Below are 22,845 nucleotides of genomic sequence, written 5' to 3'. Positions count from 1 at the left end.
AGTGCCATGGGCAAACAGAAACTGCTGGTCATCGAAGACGATCCCGGCCTGCAAAAGCAGTTGCACTGGAGTTTTGACGGTTACGACGTCTTGCTGGCGGGCGAGCGCGAGGCGGCGCTGGCGCTCGTGCGGCGCCACCAGCCGGCCGTGGTGACGATGGACCTGGGCTTGCCGCCCGATCCGGACGGCGCCACGGAAGGGCTGGCCACCCTGCAACAAATCCTCGCGCTGGCGCCGGACACGAAAGTCATCATCCTGTCGGGCAACCAGGAGCGCGCGCATGCCTTGAAGGCCATCGCGCTGGGCGCCTACGATTTCCACCAGAAACCGTTCGAGGCCGACATGCTGGGCCTGGTCATCGCGCGCGCATTTTACTTGCACGCGATGCAGCAGGAAAACCGCCGCATGCTGCAGACGCAGGCCGATTCTCCCCTGGCCGGCATCGTCAGCCGCGATCCCGGCATGCTGAAACTGTGCCGCAACGTGGAAAAAGTGGCGCCCTCGTCGGCCAGCGTGATGCTGCTGGGCGATTCGGGCAGCGGCAAGGAGTTGATCGCGCGGGGATTGCATGCGCTGTCGAGCCGCCATGCGCAGCGTTTCGTTGCCATCAATTGCGCGGCCATCCCGGAAAACCTGCTGGAAAGCGAGCTGTTCGGCTATGAGCGGGGCGCGTTCACGGGCGCGGCGCGGCAAACCCTGGGCAAGATCGAACTGGCCCACGGCGGCACTTTCTTTCTCGATGAAATCGGCGACATGCCGATGCCGCTGCAGGCGAAATTGCTGCGCTTCCTGCAGGAACGGGTCATCGAAAGGGTAGGCGGCCGCGCCGAGATCGCCGTCGACGTGCGCATCGTCTGCGCCACGCATCAGGACCTGAAAGTGCTGGCGGAACAGGGACGTTTCCGCGAAGACCTGTTTTACCGCCTCAGCGAAATCGTCTTGCGCATTCCGCCCTTGCGCGAGCGGGCCGGCGATTGCACCTTGCTGGCGCAGCATTTCAAGAACAAGTTCTGCGCCAGCGAGGGCCGCAGCAACCTGCATTTCAGCGCGGGCGCGCTGCAGCTGATCGAAAGCTATGGCTGGCCCGGCAATGTGCGCGAAGTGGAAAACTGCATCAAGCGGGCCGTCATCATGTGCGACGGGCCGCAGATCGCCGCCGACGACCTGGGCTTGCCCGCCAGCGCCCGGGCGGCGCCCCCGGACGAGCCGCTGAACCTGCGCCAGGCCCGCGAAGGGGCCGAATACAAGGTGATGGTGCGCGCGCTGGCGCGGGCCGACGGCAATATCGCCAAGGCGGCCGAGCTGCTGGGCGTGAGCCGGCCGACCCTGTACGACCTGATGGGCCATCACGGCATCAAGTAGGCGAATGTATTAAAAATCAAGATTGTGTAAGGCGTCGCACATACGCTGGAGCCGCCGTGGCGCATCCTTGCCTCATCCACAACGAGGAGGCGCCATGAACGCGATCAGTTTATTGATGCAGGACCATAAGGCCGTGAAGGCTTTGTTTGCACAATATGAAGGCTTGAGCGACCGCTCATTTGCCACCAAGAAAAAGCTGGCCGATCAGATCTGTCAGGAATTGACCGTGCACACGCAGTTGGAAGAAGAAATCTTTTACCCGGCCGTGCGCCGCCCCATCCACGATGGCGATCTGATGGATGAAGCCGTCGTCGAGCACGCGAGCGCCAAGGAACTCATCGCGCAGATCGAAGCGATGGACCCTGCCGACGACCTGTACGACGCCAAGGTCAAGGTGCTGTCCGAGCAGATCGAGCACCACGTCAAGGAAGAGGAGGGCGACATGTTTCCCAAGGTGCGCCACACGGCCGTCGACCTCGATGCGCTGGGCAAGGAAATGGCCGCGCGCAAGGAACAGCTGACGGGCGTCGCCGCCTGAACGGCTTAAACAATCAACAACCAAGGGAGAATTTTATGCAAGCTACACAACTGTCCGTCTCGGACTTGAACAATCCGGGCGTCTCCTGGGGCGCCGTGCTGGCGGGCGCTGCCGCTGCGGCCGCCTTGTCCTTCATCCTGCTGATCCTCGGCGTGGGCCTGGGCCTGTCGTCCGTGTCGCCGTGGTCGTTCAATGCGACAGCCATCGGCGTGTCGACCATCGCCTGGCTGGCCTTCATGCAGCTGGCCGCGTCCGGCATCGGCGGCTACATGGCGGGCCGCCTGCGCGTGAAGTGGAGCTCCATCCATACGGATGAAGTGCATTTCCGCGATACGGCGCACGGTTTGCTGGCCTGGGCCGTGGCCACCCTGATCACCGTGGCCGTGCTGGCCGGCGGCACGCGGGCCGTGCTGAGCGGCGCCATTGATGCGGGCAGCGGCGTGGCGGCTGCCATTACCCCCGCAGCGGCAGCGGGCGCAGGTGCTGCTGGCGCTGCAAGCGCCAAGCAAGGCGAGGGCAGCGGCGCCAATCCGCTCGACTATTTTTCCGACATGCTGCTGCGCGCCACCCCGGCGGCCGGGGCGGGTGAAGCGGGCGGCGTATCCGCCGGGCAGCGCGGCGAAATCGGCAAGATCTTCGCTACCGGCCTGTCCACGGGCAGCCTGGCCGCCGATGACCGCGCCTACCTGGGCCAGGTCGTGGCCAGCCGCACGGGCTTGACGCAGGCGGAAGCGGAAGCGCGCGTCGACGCCGTCTACGCCCGCGCCGCCAAGGCTGCCGCCGATGCCAAGGCGCAGGCACAGCAAGCGGCCGATACGGCCCGCAAGGCCGGCGCCCATACGGCGCTGTGGATGTTCGTCGCCTTGCTGCTGGGCGCTTTCGTGGCCAGCCTGGCCGCCACGTTTGGTGGTCGCCAGCGCGACCATGAGCGCGTGCTGCGCCATGTGACCATTTAATTTACCGATTAATCTACCAATTCAATCCAGGAGACTGCCATGCGTTCCATCCTCTTGCTGCTGCTGGGCATTCCATTGCCCATCGTAATCCTGATCGCCCTGTTCGTACGCTGACAAGGCCCACATGCAAACCGGCGCCCGCTGCAAGGCGGGCGCCGGTTTTTGCGTGAAAGCGGGCGCATGTGTAATATGGCGCCATCTTTCCACCGAGACTATCCATGAACGTGACCGCCTTCCGTCCCTTGCTGAAAACCGCCGCCATCGCCGCCTTGGCTTGCAGCGTGCTGGCCGCGTGCTCCACCCTGATCGGCCCGCGCGACGTGAATGTGTCGCTGAGCAAGATGCAGCAAGGCCTGGAGCGCCGCTTTCCCATCGACAAGCGCGTGCTGTCCGTGCTGGACGTCAAGCTGACGCATCCGCAATTGTCGCTGCAACCCGAGCGCGAAAGAGTCGCCCTCAGCGTGGATGCCAGCGTCTTGCCGCCATTCATACGCCAAAGCTGGCGCGGCAGCCTGGCCATGTCGGGCCGCCTCGTACTTGACGCCCAGCGCAACGCCGTTTACTTGAGCGAAGCGAGCGTGGACAAGGTGACCATCGACGGCATGGACGAGTCGCAGCAGCGCCAGTTCGCCAAGGTGGCCAGCCTGGTGGCCGACCAGCTCATGCATGAAACGCCGATCTACACCTTCAAGCCGGACGAATTGCGCTATGCGGGCGTGCAATTCGTGCCCACGCAGATCCGGACCACGGGAAACGGGCTGACGGTGACGTTCGAACCGGTGAAATAAGAAAGTAGCTAGGCCTGGAACGCGGGCGTGGTGATTTGCGTGGCCGTGTTATTGCGCGGTGTCGCCTCTTCGTGGAACAGGTCCGCCAGGTATTCGCACAACGCATCGCCTTGAATATCGTCGGGAATAATGAAATCGGCGGGCCGGCGCTTGCCTTCCGCGCCGAGATAGAAGGCGCGCCATGCTCCTTGTTGCCCCCGGACGGCAATCAGCGTGCCGAAAATATTGAATCTGCATTCCTGCATCAAACTTCTCCAGTCCAAGAGCCAGGCAAAAAAGGTGGTGAGCGAGAGGTATGGCTATTGCCAGATGGTAACATTTGCTGATCATCGGCGCGGGCTTGAGGCGTGCTTCAACGCACATCGGCTCACCGGAATTGTTCAACCGACATTGTTTCCCCGCAAGCAGGCGGACTATAATCCGGCCTCTCATGCCTGGATACAGCATGTTCCCCAACATGAAGTCAAAACAATTAAAGGAATCTTCGTGAAACGTTCGCTTATCAGCGCCGCCTGCTGCGCCTTGTTCGCCTTGTCTTCGCCGTCGCTGTACGCCCAGGAGGCGAGCAATCCGACCGCGCCGGTCTCCGGCATCGACCTGAAAACCTTGGACCCGGAAGTCAGCCCACGTGACGACTTCTACGGCTACGTCAACGGCGTCTGGACCCGCAATACGGAGATTCCGGCCGACAAATCCGTCTGGGGCACGTATATCGAATTGCGCGAAATCGCGCAGGGCCAGTTGCGCGGCCTGATCGACGCTACCGTCAAGAACCCCGGCAAGCCCGGCAGCGAGGCGCACAAGATCGCCGACCTGTACACGAGTTTCATGAACGACAAGGCGCGCAATGCGGCCGGCTTCAAGCCGCTGCGCGCCGAGCTGGCCCGCGTGGCTGGCGTGAAAGACAAGAAGGACTTGCCGGCACTGTTGGCTTACCTGCAGGGCAATGGCGTTGCCACGCCGTTTTCCGCCTACGTGGCGCCCGATGCGCAAGACCCCGAGCGCTACACGGTCAACATCAGCCAGTCCGGCCTGGGCTTGCCTGACCGCGATTACTACCTGAAGGATGACGACGCCAAGCTGCAAGCCGTGCGCGCCAAATACCTCAAGCACGTCGAAACCATGCTGGCCATGAGCGGCGACAAGGCCGCTGCCGCGCACGCGGCGCAAATCCTCGACCTCGAAACGCGCCTGGCGGCGGTGCAGTGGACGCGCGTGCAGATGCGCGACCCCGTCAAATCGTACAACCGCGTCGATTTCGACAAATTCGCGGCGCTGGCGCCGGCCTTCGACTGGAACGCCTACTTTACGGCTGCCGGCCTGGCGCCGAAAGCCGCCTCGGCCGTGGTACGCCAGCCCAGCTTCATGACCGGTTTTGCCGAGACGGTGGCCGCCGTGCCGCTGGAAGCGTGGAAAAGCTACCTGAACTGGCGCATCATCGAAAGCTATGCCTCCTACCTGGACAGCGACGCCGTCAAGGAGCGCTTCGCCTTCGACGGCACGGTGCTGCGCGGCGTGCCGCAAAGCGAACCGCAGTGGCAGCTGGCGCTGCGCTTCACGGATAACGCCATCAGCGACGCCATCGGCAAGCGCTACGTGGAAATGTATTTGCCGCCGGAAACCCGGCCCCGCGTGATGGCCATGTTCGACAATTTCGTCGCCTCGTTCAAGGATGGCATCGAGCAGCTGGACTGGATGGGCCCGGAAACCAAGAAGGAAGCCCAGCTCAAGCTGGCCGCCCTGAAGCCGAAGATCGCGTATCCCGCTACCTGGCGCGACTACGGCAGCATGAAGACGCAGCCGAACGACCTGATCGCCAACGTGCGCGCCGCGCGCGCGTGGAGCCGCCAGCAAAACCTGGCCAAGCTGGGCAAGCCGGTGGACCGCGACGAATGGTCGATGACGCCGCAAACCGTCAACGCCAGCTACAGCCCGGCCCTCAACGCGATCACGATCCCGGCCGCCATTTTGCAGCCGCCGTTCTTCAACGTGAAAGCGGAAGACGCCGTCAATTACGGCTTGCTCGGCATCACCTTCGGCCATGAAATCAGCCATGCCTTCGACGATTCCGGCAGCCAATACGACGCCAAGGGCCGCTTGCGCAACTGGTGGACGGCGGAAGACCGCGCGGCCTTCAAGGCGCTGGCGGCCGGGCTCGTCAAGCAATACGGCGCCTACAGCCCCGTGCCTGGCTACCATATCAATGGCGAACTGACCCTGGGCGAAAACATCGGCGACAATTCCGGCCTGTCGATCACCTACAAGGCGTATCAGCGTTCGCTCGGCGGCAAGCCGTCGCCCGTCATCGATGGCTTGACGGGCGAACAGCGCCTGTACATCGGCTTTGCGCAGAAATGGCGCGCGAAATTGCGTCCGGAAGCGGCCATCGCCCAGATCAAGAGCGACCCCCATTCGCCGGGCGAATTCCGCGCCAAGGGCACGGTCAAGAATCAGCCCGGCTTTTACGAAGCGTTCGGCATCAAGCCGGGCGACCCGATGTATCTGCCGCCCGAGCAGCGCGTGATCATGTGGTAATCAGCTAGGGTAGCCGGGCAGCCGCGCCGGGGATTATTCCTTGGCGTGGTTGAGCGTGTACCTGGGCAGTTCAAGCGTCAGGTCTTCCTGCGCCATGCGCGCCTGGCAAGACAGGCGCGAGTGGGGCTGCAAGCCCCAGGCCTGGTCGAGCATGTCTTCTTCATTGTCGCCAAGTTCGTTGAGCGAGTCGAAACCCTGCACCACGACCACGTGGCAGGTGGAACAGGCGCCCACCTGGCCGCACGCGTGTTCCATGTCGATCTTGTTGAGCAGCAAGGCGTCGCAAATGCTCATGTTTTGCGGCGCGTCAAACACGGCGCCTTCGGGGGCCAGCTCGGGATGGGGTAATACGGTGATGGTTGGCATACGATAATCTCCTTGAGTACCGCTACCTTGCACCTTCCCGTCTGGACAAGGTCAAGCGCAATGTTGCGCCTGACGGGGATGCCTGCGCTTACAGCTTCGAGGCCGGATGTTCCGCGAGCGGGACAAACTGGCCGGTGGACTCGTCGAGCGCATCGAGCGAGCCATTTTCGATGTCATACACCCAGCCATGCAGGGTCAGGCGTTTTTGCGTGATGCCCAGCGCCACCGAAGGGTGGGTGCGGATGTTGTTGAGTTGCGCCACCACATTGGCGCGCACCATGCCGTCGATGCGGTCCTGTTCCGTCGCATGCTCGATCGATTCATTGATCATGCGCGCCGCGTCAGAGTGTCGCAGCCAGTTCTTGACTGCCGGCATGTGATCGAGGCAGGTGCAAGTGGCGATGGCTTTCATCGCGCCGCAATCGGAATGGCCGCAAATGACGATGTCCGTCACATTCAGGGCCGCCACGGCAAATTCGACGGACGCGCTCACGCCGCCCGGTTCCGGGCCGAACGAGGGCACGATATTGCCCGCGTTGCGGATCACGAACAGTTCGCCAGGCTCGCGCTGCGTCACCAGTTCCGGCACCATCCGGCTGTCGGAGCAGGAAATGAACAGGGCCTTGGGCGTCTGTCCCGTGGCCAGCGTCTTGAACAACTCTCGGCGTTCAGGAAAGACTTCCTTCTGGAAACGTAGAAATCCGGCAATGATGTCGCGCATAAATAAAAGAAGAGAGTGGTGTGAACCCGTATTATCGCCTATGTCAGCGCGGCTGGCTTGCCGGCTGCCTCGTTTCAGGGGCCGCCGTGCAGCGTTCGACATGCTCGAGCAATTGCAGGAACACGCGTTTGTCGGCCATGTGGTTCAGCGTGTTGCTCGTGAAGACGTCGCTGGCGGCCGCTGCCACGGCAATGCGGGCTTGCGCGCAGGCGGCGTGCAGTTGCGCGCGGTCAAGGTCTACCAGCGCCGCAGCGATGCCTTCGGGCGTGAAATCGAAGGCATCCATGCCGCAACAGCCGGCCACGCAATAGGTTTCCAGGCGGCAGATCAGCGGCCACAGGCCGTTCAGCAGGGCATCGATGTCGATGGCCTGGTCATAGCGGCCGTCAAGGCTGATGAACTCGATCCATGCATCGTCGCCGATCTGGATATCGTACTGGCGGTCGCGTTCGGTCATTTGCAGATTCTCCTGGTGAGTGGCATCGCATTATAAAAAAAACCGCCCGAAGGCGGTTTTTGTCAAAGAAGCGATGCCGGCGTCTAGATAAAGTAGATCAGCGCGATCACGCCCACGACGAGGGCCACGCGGGTGACCTGGTACGCCGTCTTGTTCCACGCCTTGAAGCGGCGGCGGTACTGGCCCATGGTCCAGGAAATCTGGAACAGCTTGCTCACGCCGCCCACCTGGTCGCCCAGCTCGTTCGGCGAGGCGGCGGCCGTCATCAGGGTGCGGCCCAGCCAGCGGTTCAGCGCTTGCGCCCAGCGGTAGCGCATCGGGCGCTCGATGTCGCAGAACAGGATGATGCGGTCGCTGTCGGCGTCGTTGCGGGCCCAGTGGATATACGTTTCATCGAACATCACGGCCTGGCCGTCGCGCCAGCTGTGGCGTTCGCCATCGACATCGATGAAGCAGCGGTCGTCGTTCGGCGTCTGCAAGCCCAGGTGGTAGCGCAGGGAGCCGGCGAACGGGTCGCGGTGCGGGTTGAGCTTGCCGCCTTGCGGCAGTTCCGCGAACATGGCTGCCTTGATCGAGGGAATCGATTGCAGCAGCGCATAGGTTTGCGGGCACATCTGTTGCGCCGACGGGTGGTTCGCGTCATACCATTTCAGGTAGAAACGCTTCCAGCCATACTTGAAGAAGGAATTGAAACCCACGTCATTGTTCTTTTCGGCCGCCTTGATCTTTTTCATTTCCTGCATGCGCAGCGCTTCATCGCGGATGATCTGCCAGTTCTGCTGCAGCGGCGCCAGTTCCGGGAATTGCTCGACGGCTAAATAGGGCGTGGCCGGCACCTTGGAAAAGGTGTGCATGAACAGATTCAGCGGCGCCATGAACGAGGAGTGATCGAAGATCTGGCGGCGGAACGGCAGGCGCACCTTGCCACGAAAATGAATATGTAAAACAGAAAACACAAAAATGCCCAGCAAGGCCCACTTCATACACAACCTCGTTTTTAAAGAATGGGGCAATTATAACCAGTTAATGCCGGCGCCACCCCGTGCCACGGTGAAGGAAAGATGAAGCGGCGCACGTCAGCGCTCTGTCCTACAATGGCTGTTCTCCCCACTGATATGAGGTAACGATGGAAATCTGGCACGCACCGCTCGACCTGGCCACCCTCAACGCCGCCAGTGCAGGCACGGCCATGCGCCACCTGGGCATCGAATTTAGCGCCTTCGGCCCCGACTGGATCGAAGCGACCATGCCCGTCGACCACCGCACCATGCAGCCTTTTAAACTGCTGCATGGCGGCGCTTCCGTGTTGCTGGCCGAAACCCTGGGCAGCATGGCCGCGAATGCCTGCCTCGATTCCAGCCGGCAAGTGAGCGTGGGCCAGGAAATCAATGCCAACCACGTGCGCGGCGTGCGCCGTGGCCAGGTGACGGGGCGTGCCACGCCGATCCACCGGGGCCGCACCAGCCAGGTCTGGGAAATCCGCATCACCGACGACGACGGCAAGCTGTGCTGCATCTCGCGCATCACCATGGCCGTCATCGATACGCCAGGCCAGCGTTAATTGTCTTTTTTGATATGCGTCAAGGCATTAAAAGTGAGCGCGTGGAATCATCCGTAACGCTGTTCGCTTATAATTCAGTGTGCTGTTGTATGGCGCAGGGTATGTCCCGCGCGCCTGCATTGCCCGAAATTAGAAGCTGACTGCCCAAAAAACGCCAGTTAGAGACCCATCCTGCGCCATGCAGGAAAGGCAACACGACGGCGAGCAGATCGCTGGTTTTTAAATAACCAGCAACAATCAACTTTATTTACAGGGCAATAACAACAATGATGTCATTCAATCGTTTGACGATAGGCGCGCGCCTGAGCGCAGGCTTCGGGCTGCTGGTGGTATTCATGCTGGTGCTGGCGGCTTTCGCGCTGCTGCGCATCGGCGCCATCTCCGGCGCCATGGACGCGCAAGACAAAGTCCAGCTGGAAAAACTCGAACCGCTGTACGTGGCGCGCGAAGCGCTCGACCAGACGGGCCTGGCCGCCCGCAACGCGTATATCTTCCATGACCAGGCCGCCGCCGAAAAAGAGCTGGCCATCCTCGACAGCCAGAAGGCGCTGTATTTGGAAGCGCTGGCGCGCCTGGCGCCGCAGTTCGCCGGCGATCCGCAATTCCAGAAAGTCAGCGCTGGGTTGACCACCATGGCGCAGCAATTGCAGCGTCCGCGCCAGTTCCGCGCCACGGGGCAGATGGAACAGTACGGCACCTTCCTCGTCGAGGAATGCAGCCCCCTGCGGCGCCAGATCGTCGCCGACATCGATACGGTGCTGAAAAATGTGCAGCGCGAATCGGAGCAGGCCAGCGTGGCCGCGCGCGCCATCTATGGCCAGTCGCTGCGCTGGATCGGCGTGCTGGCCGCCCTCAGCGTGCTCATTTGCATTTTTGTTGCCACCGTCATCACGCGCGGATTGCTGCGCCAGCTGGGCGGCGAACCGGGGTATGCGGCCTCGATCGCGGGGCGCATCGCGCTCGGCGAACTGGCCATCGACGTGCACACGCGCCACGGCGACGAAAGCAGCCTGCTGTTTGCGATCAAGACCATGCGCGACAACCTGGCCGCCATCGTCGGCAAGGTGCGCCACGGTACGGAAAGCATCGCCACGGCTTCGACCGAGATCGCCTCGGGCAACCGCGACCTGTCGCAGCGCACGGAGCAGCAGGCTGGCTCGCTGGAAGAGGTCGCCTCATCGATGGAAGAACTGATTTCCACCGTGCGCCAGAATGCGGACAATGCTCAGCAGGCGAACCACCTGGCGCGCGAAGCGTCGAAGGTGTCGGAGCAGGGCGGCAAGGCGGTGGCCGAAGTGGTGCACACCATGAGCCTGATCAATGCCTCGTCGAACAAGATCGTCGACATCATCGGCGTCATCGACAGCATCGCCTTCCAGACGAATATCCTGGCCTTGAACGCGGCCGTGGAAGCGGCGCGCGCGGGCGAGCAGGGGCGCGGCTTTGCCGTCGTCGCCACGGAAGTGCGCAACCTGGCGCAGAGGTCAAGCGCCGCCGCGCGCGAAATCAAGCTGCTGATCGACGATTCCGTCAGCAAGGTGGGTACGGGAACCTTGCTCGTCGAGCAGGCCGGCGTCACCATGCATGACGTGGTGGCCGGCATCGGCAGGGTGACGGGCATCATGGCCGAGATCAGCCACGCCACGCAGGAGCAGGGCGCCGGCATCGAGCAAGTCAACCGCGCCATCGTCGACATGGACCGCGTGACCCAGCAAAACGCGGCCCTGGTCGAGCAGGCGGCGGCCGCCGCGCATGAACTGCAGCAGCAGGCGGCGCAGTTGGAACAGGAAGTGGGCATCTTCAAACTGGCCAAGCCGGCCAACGGCCCGCTGCGCCTGGCGGCCTGACGCCGATAGCGTGGAGCGCGGCGCGCCATGCGCCGCGCTCCACAGCCATGCGCGAACAGTCCTATTCCGCGCTACAATGAGCGCTGGATCACCGCCAGGACTACTCATGCAAGTGCGCAGCAGCCATGATCTCTCCAGCCCGGACGACGACGGCCCGGCGCCGCCCGTGCTGCAGCTGGCCCTTGCCGGCCTCGGCTGGGGGTTACTCACCTGCATGCTGTGCTTTGCCATCCTGTTCCTCACCAAATGGCTGTTGCCGCCCGAATACTGGGGCGCGCACACGGGCTTGTCCAAGTTCAAGCGCGAAATGTCGCTGCCCCTGCTGGTGTTCTGGGTCGTCATCTATTCCCCCATCCTGGAAACCTTCCTCGGCCAGCTGCTGCCGCTGGAAATCCTCCGGCGCCTGGGCGCCAGCCGCCAGCTGAGCATTTTTATCGGCGCCATCCTGTGGGCCATCGTGCATTTCATCAGCGGTGGCTTGCTGCACGCCATCGTCGCGCTGGGGTCGGGCGCCATGTTCAGCTTTGTCTACCTGCGCTACCGCGGCCCAAGTGTGGCCGTTGCCTACGCCACAACGACTTTTTCCCGCGCCTGCAATAACATCGCCATTCTCGTGGCCGTGTTTTACGGCCTGGACGCCTAGGACGCCTGCCCAAACCTGCTGCGCGTCGGTATAGATGGCCTGCGATGCTCACCGTACCTGAGTACGGTTGCGCTTCTCGACCACCTCTACCTTCCGCTCGCGACGGTTTTGTCAAGCGTCGTGAAGTTCTCTTTTCTTGAGTAAATACGGCACCAGCGCCGCCAGCGCCATGGCCAGCACGGCCAGGCCATTGAGCAAATGGCGGAAGGCGGCGTCATAGCTGGCGCGCAGCAGCGCTTCGTGGCCGCCCAGCAGTTGTGTTGCCTGTTGGATATCACCGAGCGCGGCGCGGCTGGCGGCGGCCAGCACGGGCAGGCCGGCGGGCAGCTGGTGCTGCAGCGCGGCGCCGATCAGGCTGGCCAGCACGGCGCCCGCCAGGGCCAGCGCCACGCCATCGGCGCTGATGCGCACGGTATTGAAGATGCCCGTCGCCATGCCGGCCCGCGGCGTGTCCACCACGTTCAGGGCCATGCCGTCCATCAAGCCCCACGGCAAGCCGATGCCGGCGCCCACCAGCAGCAGCGGTCCCGCCAGCGCGGCGGTGCCGCCGTTGCCCAGCACTTGCGCCAGCCAGGCCAGTCCGGCGGCCGCCAGCAGCAATCCCGCCGCGCACACGGTGCCGGCCTTGAACCAGCGCAATAGCAGCGCCGCCAGCATGGGCACGACCAGCAGGGGCGCGGCCAGGGCGATCATCAGGCGGCCCGCCGCCAGCGGCGACACGCCGTCGATGCCGATGAAGCGCCCCGGCAGCATGACGATCAGCACGATGAACAAAAAGGCGGGCGAGGCGGCCAGCACTTGCACGGCGACAAAGCGGCGCTGGCGGAACAGGGTCAAGTCCAGCATGGGCCGCGCCGTCCTGCGTTCGACCGCGACAAACACGCAAAACAGCAGCGCGGACGAGGCGATGGACAGTTGCACGGCCCCGTTGCGCCAGCCATGTTCGGGTGCCAGCAGCATGCCCAGGGTCAACAGGGACAGCGCGCCGCTGAAGCTGAGGGCGCCGGGCCAGTCCAGCCGGCCCTGGGTACGGGGCGCATCGGCCGGCACGCTGGCCAGCACCAGCAGCGCGCCGATGGCGCCCAGCGCGGCCGTGGCGTAAAAGATGGCGGGCCAGCGGGCCAGTTCCAGCATGGCGCCGGCCGCCAGCGGGCCGAAGGCCAGGCCCAGGCCGAACGTCGTGCCCAGCACGCTCATCACCCGGCTGCGCGCCGCGCCGTGGAACAGGGGCGCCAGCGACGACATTGCGGCGGCGAACGCGGCCGCGCCGCCCAGGCCTTGCACGAAGCGCAGCGCGGCGACCAGCGCGACGGACGGGGCCATGGCGATGGCCAGGGTGGCCGCGCAAAACAGGGCCAGGCCCGCCAGCCAGACGCGGCGCCGGCCCAGCACGTCCGTCAGGCTGCCGGCCACCATCATGGCGCTGCCATAGCTGAGGATGTATGCATTGATGACCCAGTTCAGGGCGGCGGCGCTGCCGCGCAATTCGGCGCCAAGGGCGGGCAGCGCCACGGCCGGGCCCGTGAAGCACAAAGGAATCAGCAAGCCCGTCAGGCAGGCGGCCAGCACTTGCAGGGCAAGCGTCAAACGTGGGGAAGAGGGCATGGAAGTGGGCTCGGATAGAAGGAGCGGCAAGTATGGCGCGCCCGTCATTGAAGAAAAATGGGCTAAACTGATCAACATATCGGACACATTTGTCTTTAATGGGGAGCGCATGGATAGTCTCGGCGGCATCGCCATGTTCGTACAGGTGGCCGACAGCGGCAGTTTCTCGGCCACGGGCCGGCTGCTGGGCCTGTCTTCGTCGGCCGTGGGCAAGAGCGTGGCGCGCATGGAAGCGCGGCTGGGCGCGCGCCTGTTCCAGCGCAGCACGCGGCACCTGGCGCTGACGGCGGAAGGGGAGAAGTTCCTCGACCGCTGCAAGCGCATCCTGGCCGAGGTTGAAGCGGCCGAGCGGGAATTGAGCGAGGCCAGTAGCGGCCCCAGCGGCCGCCTGCGCATCAGCCTGCCACGCTACAGCGGCTTGTTCGAACCGGCCATCGGCGCTTTCATGCAAGCCTATCCCGCCATCGAACTCGATCTCGATTTTTCCGACGCCATGGTCAACCTCGTCAGCGACGGCTTTGACGCCGTCGTGCGCACGGGCGAGCTGGCCGATTCAAGCCTGATGCGGCGCAAGCTATGCACGTTCCGCCGCTTGCTGGTGGCGTCGCCTGCCTACCTGGCGCGCCATGGCTGGCCCGCCGATGGCGCCGCGCTGCTGCGGCACGCCCGCCTGGACTACCGTTTTCCCGCCACGGGCCGCCTGGAGCCGTGGCCGCTGATGGATGCGCTGGCCCAGCCGGCGTCCGGCATGGTGTGCAACAGCGTGGAAATGCGCGTCTTCCTGGCCTTGCAAGGGCAGGGCATCGCCTACCTGCCAGCGTTCGCCGTGCAGCGCGAGCTGGCGGCGGGGCAACTGGTTTCGCTGCTGGACGCGCATACGCAGGCGCGCACGGCATTCTGGCTGCTGTGGCCGGCCAGCAGCCATCTGCCGCCGCGCTTGCGCGTGTTCATCGATTTCCTGGTGGCGCAGCTGCAGGACCAGACGTTCGGCGCCGGGCCGTCAAGCGAGAGCTCTGCCCCAGCCGCCTGAAACCAGACGCCATCGCAGCGGGCGCGCCCGCGCGCTTCCTTCCCCGCCTCCCTTCCAGCATGCAGTGTGACATTTGCATGACAAATAACAGTGCTACACACGTTTGAACGTCAATACGGCGTGCATGCGAGGCGGCGTTCAATCGCGCGCCGTCCCTGCGCCGAAAGTGCCGGACCGTTGAAGGTGCACGCTGAACTGCAAGTGGAGGCGGCCGGAACTTTTGCCTTGCATGTCAGCTTGCGCCGACATATTCACTCTTGGTTTTGACGTTTAATGACAGGAAACTGCAACATGACTGAAAAATTTGCATCGCAAACTTCCACCGCTGCCGACGGCATGTCCGCCATCGAGGCATACCTGAACAGTGTCGCGGCCGCCCCGCAGCGCTTCATCGGCACGGCGAACGCGGATGTGCTGACCGGCACCACGGGCGCGGACGTGCTCGAAGGCCTGGCCGGCGACGACACGTACTACGTCAACGACAGCGGCGACGTGATCGTCGAACTGGCCAACGGCGGCAACGATAGCGTGTACACCAGCGTCAATTACACGGTGGCCGAGAACGTGGAGAAAGTCTACCTGACCGCCGCCGGGCTGACCGTCACGGGCACTGCCAATACCAATAATATCTTTTACGTCGATACGGCCGGCGGCAACAGGATCGATGGCGGCGGCACGGGCAACTCGGTCGTGTATATCGGTTCCCGCACGGGCGTGACGGCAACGCTGCTGGGCGCGAATGACCCTCTGACGGCGCCAGCGGGCAGCGACGTGCTGCTCAACTTCGCCAACCTCATCGGCAGCAAATTCGATGATGTGCTGACCGGCAATGAACTTAAAAACAGTCTCCTGGGCGGTATTGGCAACGATACCTTGCGCGGTGGCCAGGGCGATGATCACCTGATTGGCTTGGGCGGTGACGACACCTATATTTTTGCCCGTGGCGATGGTGCAGATTTCATCACCGAAATGGCCGAAGCGGGGGCGCACAACGTCGTTTCCTTCCTGGCCGGCGTCAGCGCCGACCAGCTGTGGTTCCGCAAGGTCGGTTCGAACCTGGAAGTGAGCACCATCGGCACCGGCGACAAGATCACCATCGGCGGCTGGTACAGCGAGGGCATCGTGCCCCGCATCCAGGAATTCCGCACGGCCGACGGCCGCGTGCTGCTGGGCAGCGACGTGCAAAACATGGTGCAGGCGATGGCGGGACTGACGCCGCCGCCGGCCGGCCAGCTGACTTTGCATGTCTACGAAGCCACCGTCCTGGCGCCCGTGCTGGCGCAGAACTGGCGCACCGAGGGACCAAGCCAGCCCGCCAATGGCGTTTTTACCGGCACGGCGAATCCCGACATCATCAAGGGCACGGCGGGCGCCGACGTGATGGCGGGCCTGGGCGGCGACGACATTTATTACGTCAACCATGGCAACGACGTGGTAACTGAACAGCCTGGTGGCGGCCGCGACACTGTCTACACGACCGTCAACTACACCATGGCCGCCAACATCGAAGAACTGCACCTGGCCGCAGCGGGCCTGGGTGTGACAGGCAACGGCAGCGGTAACGTCTTTCACGTCGACGTAGCCGGCGGCAACTTGTTGTATGGCATCGGCAGCAATAATTCCGCCACCTATGCCGGTTCCAGGGCGGGCGCCACGGCGACCATCGCTCCCGCCGGCGGCAGTACCGCGTTCCTGCCTGGCAGCGATGTGCTGGTCAATATTTCCAGCGTGACAGGCAGCGCCTATGACGATGTGCTGATCGGCAACGAACTGGCCAACAGCCTGTCCGGCGGCCTCGGCAACGACACCTTGCAAGGCGGCCAGGGCGCCGACACGCTGGCCGGCGGCCTGGGCGACGATACCTACGTCTTTGCCCGCGGCGACGGCGCCGACGTCATCACCGAGCTTTCCGCCGACACCGGCTACGACGCCATCGCCTTCCTGGCCGGCGTGAACATCGACCAACTGTGGTTCCGCCAGGTGGGCGCGGACCTGGAAGTGAGCACCATCGGCACGACGGACAAGATCACCATCCGCGCCTGGAACGCGGCCGCGCCGAACATCGAGGAATTCCGCACGGCCGCCGGCCACGTTCTGCGCGGCGCCGACGTGCAATCGCTGGTGCAGGCCATGGCGTACCTGGCGCCGCCTGCGCTGGGCCAGCTGACCTTGCCTGCCGCCACGGCCGCCGCCCTGGCGCCCGCGCTGGCCCAGGCCTGGCACTTCAACGGCCCCACGCAGTTGACGGAGCAAACCTTTGTTGGCACGGAAAATGCCGACCTCATCAAGGGCACGGCCGGCGCCGACCTGATGGAAGGCCTGGGCGGCGACGACACGTATCACGTCAACCACAGCGGCGACTTCATCATCGAACGGGGCAATGGCGGCAGCGACACCGTGTTTACCACTGTCAACTACACGGTGGCCGACAACGTCGAGAATGTGCGCCTCGGGGGCTCTGGCCTGACCGTGACGGGCAGCTCCTTCACCAACAACATCTTTTTCGTCACTACCCCCGGCGGCAACGTGCTCGACGGCGGCGGTGCGGGCAACGCGCTCAATTACGTCAACGCAAGCGCTGGCGCGACGGTTGCCTTCGCAGCCGTAGGCACGGCACTGGCGGCGCGTCCGGGCGTGGATGTGGTGGCCAATTTCAACGCGGTCGTCGGCAGCAAGTTCGATGATGTGCTGATCGGCAATGAACTAAAGAACACCCTGCTGGGCGCCCTGGGCAACGATATCTTGCAGGGCGGCAAGGGCGACGATGTCCTGGCCGGCACGCTGGGCAACGATACCTATATCTTCGCCCGCGGCGACGGCGCCGACATGATCAACGAGGCCAACGAGGCGGGCAGCCGCGATGTCGTGTCCTTCCTGGCCGGGGTCAGCGCCGAGCAGCTGTGGTTCCGCCAGGTGGGCACGGCTCTGGAAGTGAGCACCATCGGCACCAGCGACAAGATCACCGTCACCGGCTGGTACGAGAGCGCGGAGCGGCGCATCGAGGAATTCCGCATGGCCGATGGCCGCGTCTTGCTGGGCAGCGACGTGCAAAAACTCGTGCAGGCGATGGCGGGCCTGACGCCGCCGCCGGCTGGCCAGCTCACCTTGCCTGCCGGCACGGCCGCGACCCTGGCGCCCGTACTGGCGCAGAACTGGCGCGCTGCGCAACAAACCCAGGCCGCCAGCTCGGGCGGCTTTGCCGGCTGGCAAGCGGATGCCGCGCAGCTGGTGCAAGCGATGGCCGGCTTTGCCGTGCCGGCGGCCGCATCGGCGCCGTGGTCGGCCCATGGCGGCCCGGCGTCGCAGATCCAGCTGGCGGCGGCCCACTAACGGCTAGCTAGCCGTATCGCCACTTACGCAGCCAGGCCGGCTTTGCACGTGCCGGCCTGGCTGCGCCATTGAATTTCTGACATGATCCGATGACCGCATTTTCATATCGCCACGATACGTCCCCCCTGGAACCTGCTGCGCCCGACACGGGCTTGCTGTCGCTGCTGCTGATGGCCAGCCTGCATGGCATTGCTGCCGACGGCGCCCAGCTCAAGCACGCATTCGGCCAGTCCGTGTTCACGCGGCAAACCGTCTTGCTGGCCGCAAAACAGCTGGGCTTGACGGCCAAGCTGGTGCAGCAAGCGCCTGAACGGCTGGCGCAGGCGCCGCTGCCGGCCATCGCCATCGGCCACGACGGCCGTTTCTTTATCCTCGGCAAGGTCGACACGGGCGACGGCGGCGTGAGCAAGGTGCTCGTCCAGCATCCGGGCCAGCCGCCGCAAATCCTGGGCCGCGACGATTTCCTCGCCATCTGGTCGGGCGAACTGATCTTTTTTACCAGCAAGGCCAGCTACGCGGGCGAGACGGCCCGTTTCGACTTCAGCTGGTTCATTCCCGCCATCGTCAAATACCGCCGGCTGCTGGGCGAAGTATTGCTGATTTCCTTCGTGCTGCAGCTGATCGGCCTGGCCACGCCCCTGTTTTTCCAGGTGGTGATGGACAAGGTGCTGGTCAACCACGCCATGCAGACCCTGAACGTGGTGGCTATCGGCCTCGTGTGCGCCATCGTCTTCGAGGCCGTACTGGGCCAGATACGCACCTATGTCTTTGCGCGCACCAGCAGCAAGATCGACGTGGAACTGGGCGCGCGCCTGTTCCGCCACCTGCTGGCCTTGCCGATCGCGTATTTCCAGGCGCGCCGCGTGGGCGATTCCGTGGCCCGCATCCATGAATTGGAAAGCATCCGCTCCTTTCTCACCGGCAACGCCATGACCCTGGTGCTCGACGTGCTGTTTTCTTTCATCTTCATCGCCGCCATGCTGTGGTACAGCGCCGCACTGAGCGTGATCGTGCTGGCTTCGATTCCCGTGTATGCGGCCCTGTCGATGCTGCTCACGCCCGTGCTGCGGGGGCGCTTGAACGACAAATTCAACCGCAGCGCGGAAAACCAGTCTTTCCTGGTCGAAACGATCAGCGGCGTCGACACGGTCAAGGCCATGGCCGTCGAGCCGCGCTGGCAGCAGCAGTGGGAAAAGCAGCTGGCCGGCTACGTGTCGGCGGGCTTGTCGGCGAACAACATCGGCATGCTGGCCAGCGGCGGCGTCACCCTCGTCAGCAAGCTGGTGACGGCTGCCATCATGTGGTGGGGCGCCACCCTCGTCATCGACGGGAAAATGACGGTGGGCGAGCTGGTGGCCTTCAATATGCTGGCCGGGCAGGTAGCTTCGCCCATCCTGCGCCTGGCGCAGCTGTGGAACGATTTCCAGCAAGTGGGCATTTCCATGAGCCGGCTGGGCGATATCCTGAATGCCCGCACGGAATCCGGCGGCTTGAACGGGGGCAGCCAGAAGGCGCGCATGCCGCGCATCGCGGGCGCCATCGAATTCCAGCAGGTGGGTTTCCGCTACCGGCCCGACGCGGCCGAGGTGCTGCGCGACGTGTCGATCGCCATCGCGCCCGGCGAAGTGATCGGCATCGTCGGGCGTTCCGGCTCCGGCAAGAGCACCCTGACGCGGCTGGCGCAGCGCCTGTACATCCCCGAACGGGGCAGGGTGCTGATCGACGGGCAGGATATTGCCGTCATCGACACGGCTTCGCTGCGGCGCCAGATCGGCGTGGTGCTGCAGGAAAACATCCTGTTCAACCGTTCCGTGCGCGACAATATCGCGCTGAGCGACCCGGCGCTGCCCATCGACGCCGTCATTGCCGTGGCGAAACTGGCAGGCGCCCACGATTTTATCTGCGAGTTGCCGGAAGGCTACGACACCATGGTGGGCGAGCACGGCACGGGCCTGTCGGGCGGCCAGCGCCAGCGCATCGCCATCGCCCGCGCCCTCGTCGGCAATCCCCGCATCCTGATTTTCGATGAAGCGACGAGCGCGCTCGACTACGAGTCGGAAAAAATCATCCAGGACAATATGCGCGGCATTTGCGCGGGGCGCACCGTGCTGATCATCGCCCACCGCCTGTCGGCCGTGCGCGAGGCGCACCGCATCGTCGTCATGGAGCGGGGCCAGGTGGCCGAGCTGGGCACGCATAAGGCGCTGCTGGCCAGGCCGAACGGCATCTACGCCCATTTGTACGGCTTGCAGCAGGGAACGACCGGGAGCGCCGCATGAGCGCCGGCCACCGCCTGGCCGCGTATGGCGAACTGCTGGCCCGCTACGGCCAGGTGCTGCGGCACAGCTGGCGCATCCGCGCCACCCTGGGCGGACCCGTGCTGAGCGAGGACGAGGCGGCCTTCCTGCCGGCCGCGCTGGCGCTGCAGGAGCGGCCCGTGTCGCCGTCGCTGCGCTTCACGGCGCGCGTGCTGATGCTGCTCGTCGGCTGCGTAGTGCTGTGGGCCGTCTTCGGCAAGGTCGACATCATCGTCAATGCGGCGGGCAAGATCATTCCGTCCGGCAATACCAAGACCATCGCTTCCGTCGACGTGGCCGCCGTGCGCGCCCTGCACGTGCAGGAAGGGCAAGCCGTCAAAGCGGGCGAGCTGCTGGTGGAGCTCGACAGCCGCGGCCCCGACGCGGAGCGCGACAAGGCTGCCGGCGACGCCGTGGCGGCCGCGCTGCAAATGGCCCGCTCGCGCGCGCTGATCGCCGCCGTCGACAGCGTGCGCGCGCCGAAACTGGCGCCGCCCGCGGAGGCTTCCGCCGCCGACGTCGCCGCCGCGCAGGCGCATGTGGACGGCCAGTACGCGAGTTTCCGCGCCAGGCTGGCCCATCTCGACGGCGAAATCGCCCGCTATGCGCAGGCGCTGCCGCTGGCGGTGCAGCGCGCCGGCGACTACCGGGCGCTGGCAGCCACGCGCGACGTGGCCGAACACGCGTGGCTGGAAAAGGAGCAGGCGCGCATCGACCTGGCCGGCCAGCTGGCGTCGGCCCGCAGCGAACGCGCGGCGCTGGTCGCGCAGACGCGCAAGGATGCGTACGACGCGCTGGCGGAAGGCTCCAGGGTGGCGGCCGCCAGCGGCCAGGATGCGCGCCGCGCCGGCGCCCGCGGCAGCCTGTTGCGCTTGACGGCCCCCGTCGACGGCACGGTGCAGCAGCTCAAGCTGCATACGGTGGGCGGCGTGGTGCCGGCCGCGCAGGCGCTGATGCAGATCGTGCCGCGCCAGGGGCGGCTGGAAATCGACGCCATGCTGGAAAACCGCGACGCCGGCTTCGTGCAGGAAGGGCAGGCGGTCGCCATCAAGGTCGACGCCTTCGACTACACAAAGTATGGCACCGTGCCCGCCGTCGTCAGCAGCGTGTCGCGCGACGCCATCGAGGACGAGAAAAAGGGTCTCGTCTACGCCGTTCGGATCACGCTGCAGCAGCCGGCCATCGCCGTTGACGGCAGATTGGTGCCGCTGTCGGCCGGCATGGCCGTGCGCGCGGAAATCCGCACGGGCACGCGACGGGTGATCGAATACGTGCTCTCGCCGCTGGTGCAGCACCAGAAGGAGGCGCTGCATGAACGCTAGATGCCGCGCCGCCTTGCTGGCCGCCGCCTTGCTGGGGGCCTTGCCCGTGCGGGCGCAGCCGCCGGTGGAGCTCGCCGCCGCGCCATGTCCGTCCAGCTGGGAGGCCGAAGTAACGCTGAGTCTGCCGCTGAGCTTGCCGGCGGCCGTCGACCTGGCCCTGTGCCGCAACGCGCAGGTGCACGGCGCCTGGGCCGGCATCCGGCTGCAGGCGGCCGGCGTGGGCGAGGCCAGGGCCGCCTATCTGCCCACCCTGAATGGCAGCCTGAGCCGCGTGCATGACCGCACGGCCTATCCCGGCGCCAGAACGGCTTCCAGCAGCCTGGACAGCAATACGGGTTCGCTCAGCCTGTCCTGGCGTCTGTTCGACTTTGGCGGGCGCGCGGCGGGCCAGCGGTCGGCCCAGGCCTTGCTCGATGCGGCCCTGGCCAACCGCGACGCCGTGCTGCAAAAGACCCTGGCGGCGACGGTCAGCGCGTATTTCGATGCGCAGACGGCGCGCGCCAGCGTGCAGATGCGGCAGGCATACGAGGCGCTGGCCCGGGAAACGGTGCAGGCGACGCAGCGGCGCGCGCAGCGGGGCCTGGGCTCGCACAGCGATACCTTGCAGGCGACGAGCGCGCTGGCCAAGGCGGCCCTGGGCGCCAGCCGCGCCGACGGCGACGAGCGCAAGGCCCGCGCCGTGCTGGTGTACACCCTGGGCTTGCCGGCCGACACGGCGGTGTTGGTGGACGACGACGGGGATGGCGCAGGGGCGGGCTTGAACGCGGGCTTGCGCGACGACTTGGGCGCCTGGCTGGCGCAGGCCAGGGAACGGCATCCGGCCATCGTGGCGGCGCAGGCGCAGCTGGCGGCCGCGCGCGAACGGGTGGCCGTGGCCCGTTCGGAAGGCCGGCCCAGCATCGACCTGACGGCGAATCTGTACCAGAACGGCCGCCCCAACCAGGGTTTGTCGCCGGCCTCCACGCGCGAAACGCTGGTGGGCATCTCGCTCAACATCCCCCTGTTCGACGGTTTTGCGCGCCATTACAAGGTGCGCGGCGCGCAGGCGCAGGCCGAGCAAAGGGAAGCGGAGGCGCAGGAAGTGCAGCAGCAGACCCTGATGGACCTGGTCAGGACGCATGCGGAGGCGAGCACGGCCCTGGCCAACCTGTCCGCGGCGCAGACGTGGCTGGATGCGGCGCAGGACGCGCTGGCCAGCGTGCAGCGCAAGTTCGGCCTGGGCGCGGCGGACATCCTGGAAATGCTCAATACGCAGTCGGCGCTGCTGGAAGCGCAGCAGGAACGCATTCGTTGCCAGGCGGAATGGCGCTCGGCCCGGCTGCGCCTGCTGGCCAGCGCCGGCATGCTGGGACGCGCCGATATCGCGCAAGAGGGTGGCGCAAGCGGCGGCACAGGCGGCGGCAAATTGCGCGCCTCGACGGCGCGATAGTGACTATGATGGAGCACTGGCCTTCCCGCGCAGGGAAGGTGTTTCTACTTCGGCCAAG

General features: G+C 65.1%; 19 protein-coding genes. 13 read left to right on the top strand and 6 right to left on the bottom strand.

Going from position 1 to position 22,845, the window contains the following annotated elements:
• Window positions 1-6: 6 nt before the first annotated feature.
• The 4 genes from prsR (at window position 7) to O0879_RS05125 (ending at window position 3,644) form a co-directional block, all read left to right on the top strand.
• Complete coding sequence (gene prsR, locus O0879_RS05140; RefSeq protein ID WP_099664108.1) at window positions 7-1,362, top strand: PEP-CTERM-box response regulator transcription factor; 1,356 nt, start codon at window positions 7-9, stop codon at window positions 1,360-1,362.
• A 94-nt stretch (window positions 1,363-1,456) separates the two neighbouring features.
• The gene (locus O0879_RS05135) at window positions 1,457-1,900 is read left to right on the top strand and encodes a hemerythrin domain-containing protein (RefSeq protein ID WP_289898046.1); all 444 of its coding nucleotides are present in this window, start codon (window positions 1,457-1,459) and stop codon (window positions 1,898-1,900) included.
• A gap of 35 nt (window positions 1,901-1,935) precedes the next feature.
• On the top strand, window positions 1,936-2,856 hold the full coding sequence (locus O0879_RS05130; RefSeq protein ID WP_289915103.1) for a hypothetical protein: 921 nt from the start codon (window positions 1,936-1,938) through the stop codon (window positions 2,854-2,856).
• A gap of 218 nt (window positions 2,857-3,074) precedes the next feature.
• Window positions 3,075-3,644, top strand: coding sequence for a DUF1439 domain-containing protein (locus O0879_RS05125; protein ID WP_289915100.1), 570 nt, complete (start codon window positions 3,075-3,077; stop codon window positions 3,642-3,644).
• Window positions 3,645-3,652: 8 nt separating this feature from the next.
• On the opposite strand, the gene O0879_RS05120 is transcribed toward O0879_RS05125, so the two are convergent.
• Complete coding sequence (locus tag O0879_RS05120; protein ID WP_289905587.1) at window positions 3,653-3,889, bottom strand: hypothetical protein; 237 nt, start codon at window positions 3,887-3,889, stop codon at window positions 3,653-3,655.
• 241 nt (window positions 3,890-4,130) lie between these two features.
• Here O0879_RS05120 and O0879_RS05115 point away from each other — a divergent pair, with 241 nt between their 5' ends.
• Window positions 4,131-6,179, top strand: coding sequence for a M13 family metallopeptidase (locus tag O0879_RS05115; protein WP_289915099.1), 2,049 nt, complete (start codon window positions 4,131-4,133; stop codon window positions 6,177-6,179).
• A gap of 33 nt (window positions 6,180-6,212) precedes the next feature.
• Here O0879_RS05115 and fdx read toward each other — a convergent pair whose 3' ends face one another.
• The 4 genes from fdx to lpxO all read right to left on the bottom strand — a co-directional run bounded on the left by fdx (window position 6,213) and on the right by lpxO (window position 8,706).
• Complete coding sequence (fdx, locus tag O0879_RS05110) at window positions 6,213-6,545, bottom strand: ISC system 2Fe-2S type ferredoxin (RefSeq protein WP_289905099.1); 333 nt, start codon at window positions 6,543-6,545, stop codon at window positions 6,213-6,215.
• An 88-nt stretch (window positions 6,546-6,633) separates the two neighbouring features.
• Window positions 6,634-7,266, bottom strand: coding sequence for a carbonic anhydrase (locus O0879_RS05105; RefSeq protein ID WP_099664103.1), 633 nt, complete (start codon window positions 7,264-7,266; stop codon window positions 6,634-6,636).
• Window positions 7,267-7,309: 43 nt separating this feature from the next.
• Window positions 7,310-7,723 (bottom strand): DUF6331 family protein, encoded by a 414-nt coding sequence (locus O0879_RS05100; RefSeq protein WP_289915097.1) that lies wholly within the window; start codon window positions 7,721-7,723, stop codon window positions 7,310-7,312.
• 83 nt (window positions 7,724-7,806) lie between these two features.
• Entirely contained in the window at window positions 7,807-8,706 is a 900-nt protein-coding gene (gene lpxO, locus O0879_RS05095; RefSeq protein ID WP_099664101.1) for a lipid A hydroxylase LpxO, read from the bottom strand.
• Window positions 8,707-8,849: 143 nt separating this feature from the next.
• Here lpxO and O0879_RS05090 point away from each other — a divergent pair, with 143 nt between their 5' ends.
• The 3 genes from O0879_RS05090 to O0879_RS05080 all read left to right on the top strand — a co-directional run bounded on the left by O0879_RS05090 (window position 8,850) and on the right by O0879_RS05080 (window position 11,774).
• Window positions 8,850-9,284 (top strand): hotdog fold thioesterase, encoded by a 435-nt coding sequence (locus O0879_RS05090; protein ID WP_289915095.1) that lies wholly within the window; start codon window positions 8,850-8,852, stop codon window positions 9,282-9,284.
• Window positions 9,285-9,550: 266 nt separating this feature from the next.
• A complete protein-coding gene (locus tag O0879_RS05085; protein ID WP_289915094.1) occupies window positions 9,551-11,131 on the top strand; it encodes a methyl-accepting chemotaxis protein in 1,581 nt (526 codons plus the stop codon).
• A 106-nt stretch (window positions 11,132-11,237) separates the two neighbouring features.
• Complete coding sequence (locus O0879_RS05080; protein ID WP_099664098.1) at window positions 11,238-11,774, top strand: CPBP family glutamic-type intramembrane protease; 537 nt, start codon at window positions 11,238-11,240, stop codon at window positions 11,772-11,774.
• A gap of 111 nt (window positions 11,775-11,885) precedes the next feature.
• On the opposite strand, the gene O0879_RS05075 is transcribed toward O0879_RS05080, so the two are convergent.
• Window positions 11,886-13,379, bottom strand: a complete 1,494-nt coding sequence (locus tag O0879_RS05075; protein ID WP_289915092.1) for an MFS transporter — start codon at window positions 13,377-13,379, stop codon at window positions 11,886-11,888.
• Between the two features lie 109 nt (window positions 13,380-13,488).
• Here O0879_RS05075 and O0879_RS05070 point away from each other — a divergent pair, with 109 nt between their 5' ends.
• The 5 genes from O0879_RS05070 to O0879_RS05050 all read left to right on the top strand — a co-directional run bounded on the left by O0879_RS05070 (window position 13,489) and on the right by O0879_RS05050 (window position 22,787).
• Complete coding sequence (locus O0879_RS05070; RefSeq protein ID WP_289915090.1) at window positions 13,489-14,409, top strand: LysR family transcriptional regulator; 921 nt, start codon at window positions 13,489-13,491, stop codon at window positions 14,407-14,409.
• A 291-nt stretch (window positions 14,410-14,700) separates the two neighbouring features.
• On the top strand, window positions 14,701-17,739 hold the full coding sequence (locus O0879_RS05065; RefSeq protein WP_289915088.1) for a calcium-binding protein: 3,039 nt from the start codon (window positions 14,701-14,703) through the stop codon (window positions 17,737-17,739).
• A gap of 89 nt (window positions 17,740-17,828) precedes the next feature.
• Complete coding sequence (locus O0879_RS05060) at window positions 17,829-20,018, top strand: type I secretion system permease/ATPase (RefSeq protein WP_099664095.1); 2,190 nt, start codon at window positions 17,829-17,831, stop codon at window positions 20,016-20,018.
• Window positions 20,015-21,358 (top strand): HlyD family type I secretion periplasmic adaptor subunit, encoded by a 1,344-nt coding sequence (locus O0879_RS05055; protein WP_289915086.1) that lies wholly within the window; start codon window positions 20,015-20,017, stop codon window positions 21,356-21,358. Before O0879_RS05060 ends, O0879_RS05055 begins: the two co-directional genes overlap by 4 nt.
• A complete protein-coding gene (locus O0879_RS05050; RefSeq protein WP_289915082.1) occupies window positions 21,348-22,787 on the top strand; it encodes a TolC family protein in 1,440 nt (479 codons plus the stop codon). The genes O0879_RS05055 and O0879_RS05050 overlap by 11 nt, the downstream gene beginning before the upstream one ends.
• Window positions 22,788-22,845 lie beyond the last annotated feature (58 nt).

Origin of the sequence: Janthinobacterium sp. SUN120 (genome assembly GCF_030397735.1) — a bacterium.
In the GTDB taxonomy this organism is placed as follows: Bacteria; Pseudomonadota; Gammaproteobacteria; order Burkholderiales; family Burkholderiaceae_D; genus Janthinobacterium; species Janthinobacterium kumbetense.
This window is presented reverse-complemented; position numbering and strand designations above follow the sequence as displayed.

Excerpts from the sequence above, each read along its gene's own strand:
- prsR (WP_099664108.1), top strand. The coding sequence starts at position 7 with ATGGGCAAACAGAAACTGCTGGTCATCGAAGACGATCCCGGCCTGCAA.
- O0879_RS05135 (WP_289898046.1), top strand. The coding sequence starts at position 1,457 with ATGAACGCGATCAGTTTATTGATGCAGGACCATAAGGCCGTGAAGGCT.
- O0879_RS05130 (WP_289915103.1), top strand. The coding sequence starts at position 1,936 with ATGCAAGCTACACAACTGTCCGTCTCGGACTTGAACAATCCGGGCGTC.
- O0879_RS05125 (WP_289915100.1), top strand. The coding sequence starts at position 3,075 with ATGAACGTGACCGCCTTCCGTCCCTTGCTGAAAACCGCCGCCATCGCC.
- O0879_RS05120 (WP_289905587.1), bottom strand. The coding sequence starts at position 3,889 with ATGCAGGAATGCAGATTCAATATTTTCGGCACGCTGATTGCCGTCCGG.
- fdx (WP_289905099.1), bottom strand. The coding sequence starts at position 6,545 with ATGCCAACCATCACCGTATTACCCCATCCCGAGCTGGCCCCCGAAGGC.
- O0879_RS05105 (WP_099664103.1), bottom strand. The coding sequence starts at position 7,266 with ATGCGCGACATCATTGCCGGATTTCTACGTTTCCAGAAGGAAGTCTTT.
- O0879_RS05100 (WP_289915097.1), bottom strand. The coding sequence starts at position 7,723 with ATGACCGAACGCGACCGCCAGTACGATATCCAGATCGGCGACGATGCA.
- lpxO (WP_099664101.1), bottom strand. The coding sequence starts at position 8,706 with ATGAAGTGGGCCTTGCTGGGCATTTTTGTGTTTTCTGTTTTACATATT.
- O0879_RS05090 (WP_289915095.1), top strand. The coding sequence starts at position 8,850 with ATGGAAATCTGGCACGCACCGCTCGACCTGGCCACCCTCAACGCCGCC.
- O0879_RS05085 (WP_289915094.1), top strand. The coding sequence starts at position 9,551 with ATGATGTCATTCAATCGTTTGACGATAGGCGCGCGCCTGAGCGCAGGC.
- O0879_RS05080 (WP_099664098.1), top strand. The coding sequence starts at position 11,238 with ATGCAAGTGCGCAGCAGCCATGATCTCTCCAGCCCGGACGACGACGGC.
- O0879_RS05075 (WP_289915092.1), bottom strand. The coding sequence starts at position 13,379 with ATGCCCTCTTCCCCACGTTTGACGCTTGCCCTGCAAGTGCTGGCCGCC.
- O0879_RS05070 (WP_289915090.1), top strand. The coding sequence starts at position 13,489 with ATGGATAGTCTCGGCGGCATCGCCATGTTCGTACAGGTGGCCGACAGC.
- O0879_RS05065 (WP_289915088.1), top strand. The coding sequence starts at position 14,701 with ATGACTGAAAAATTTGCATCGCAAACTTCCACCGCTGCCGACGGCATG.
- O0879_RS05060 (WP_099664095.1), top strand. The coding sequence starts at position 17,829 with ATGACCGCATTTTCATATCGCCACGATACGTCCCCCCTGGAACCTGCT.
- O0879_RS05055 (WP_289915086.1), top strand. The coding sequence starts at position 20,015 with ATGAGCGCCGGCCACCGCCTGGCCGCGTATGGCGAACTGCTGGCCCGC.
- O0879_RS05050 (WP_289915082.1), top strand. The coding sequence starts at position 21,348 with ATGAACGCTAGATGCCGCGCCGCCTTGCTGGCCGCCGCCTTGCTGGGG.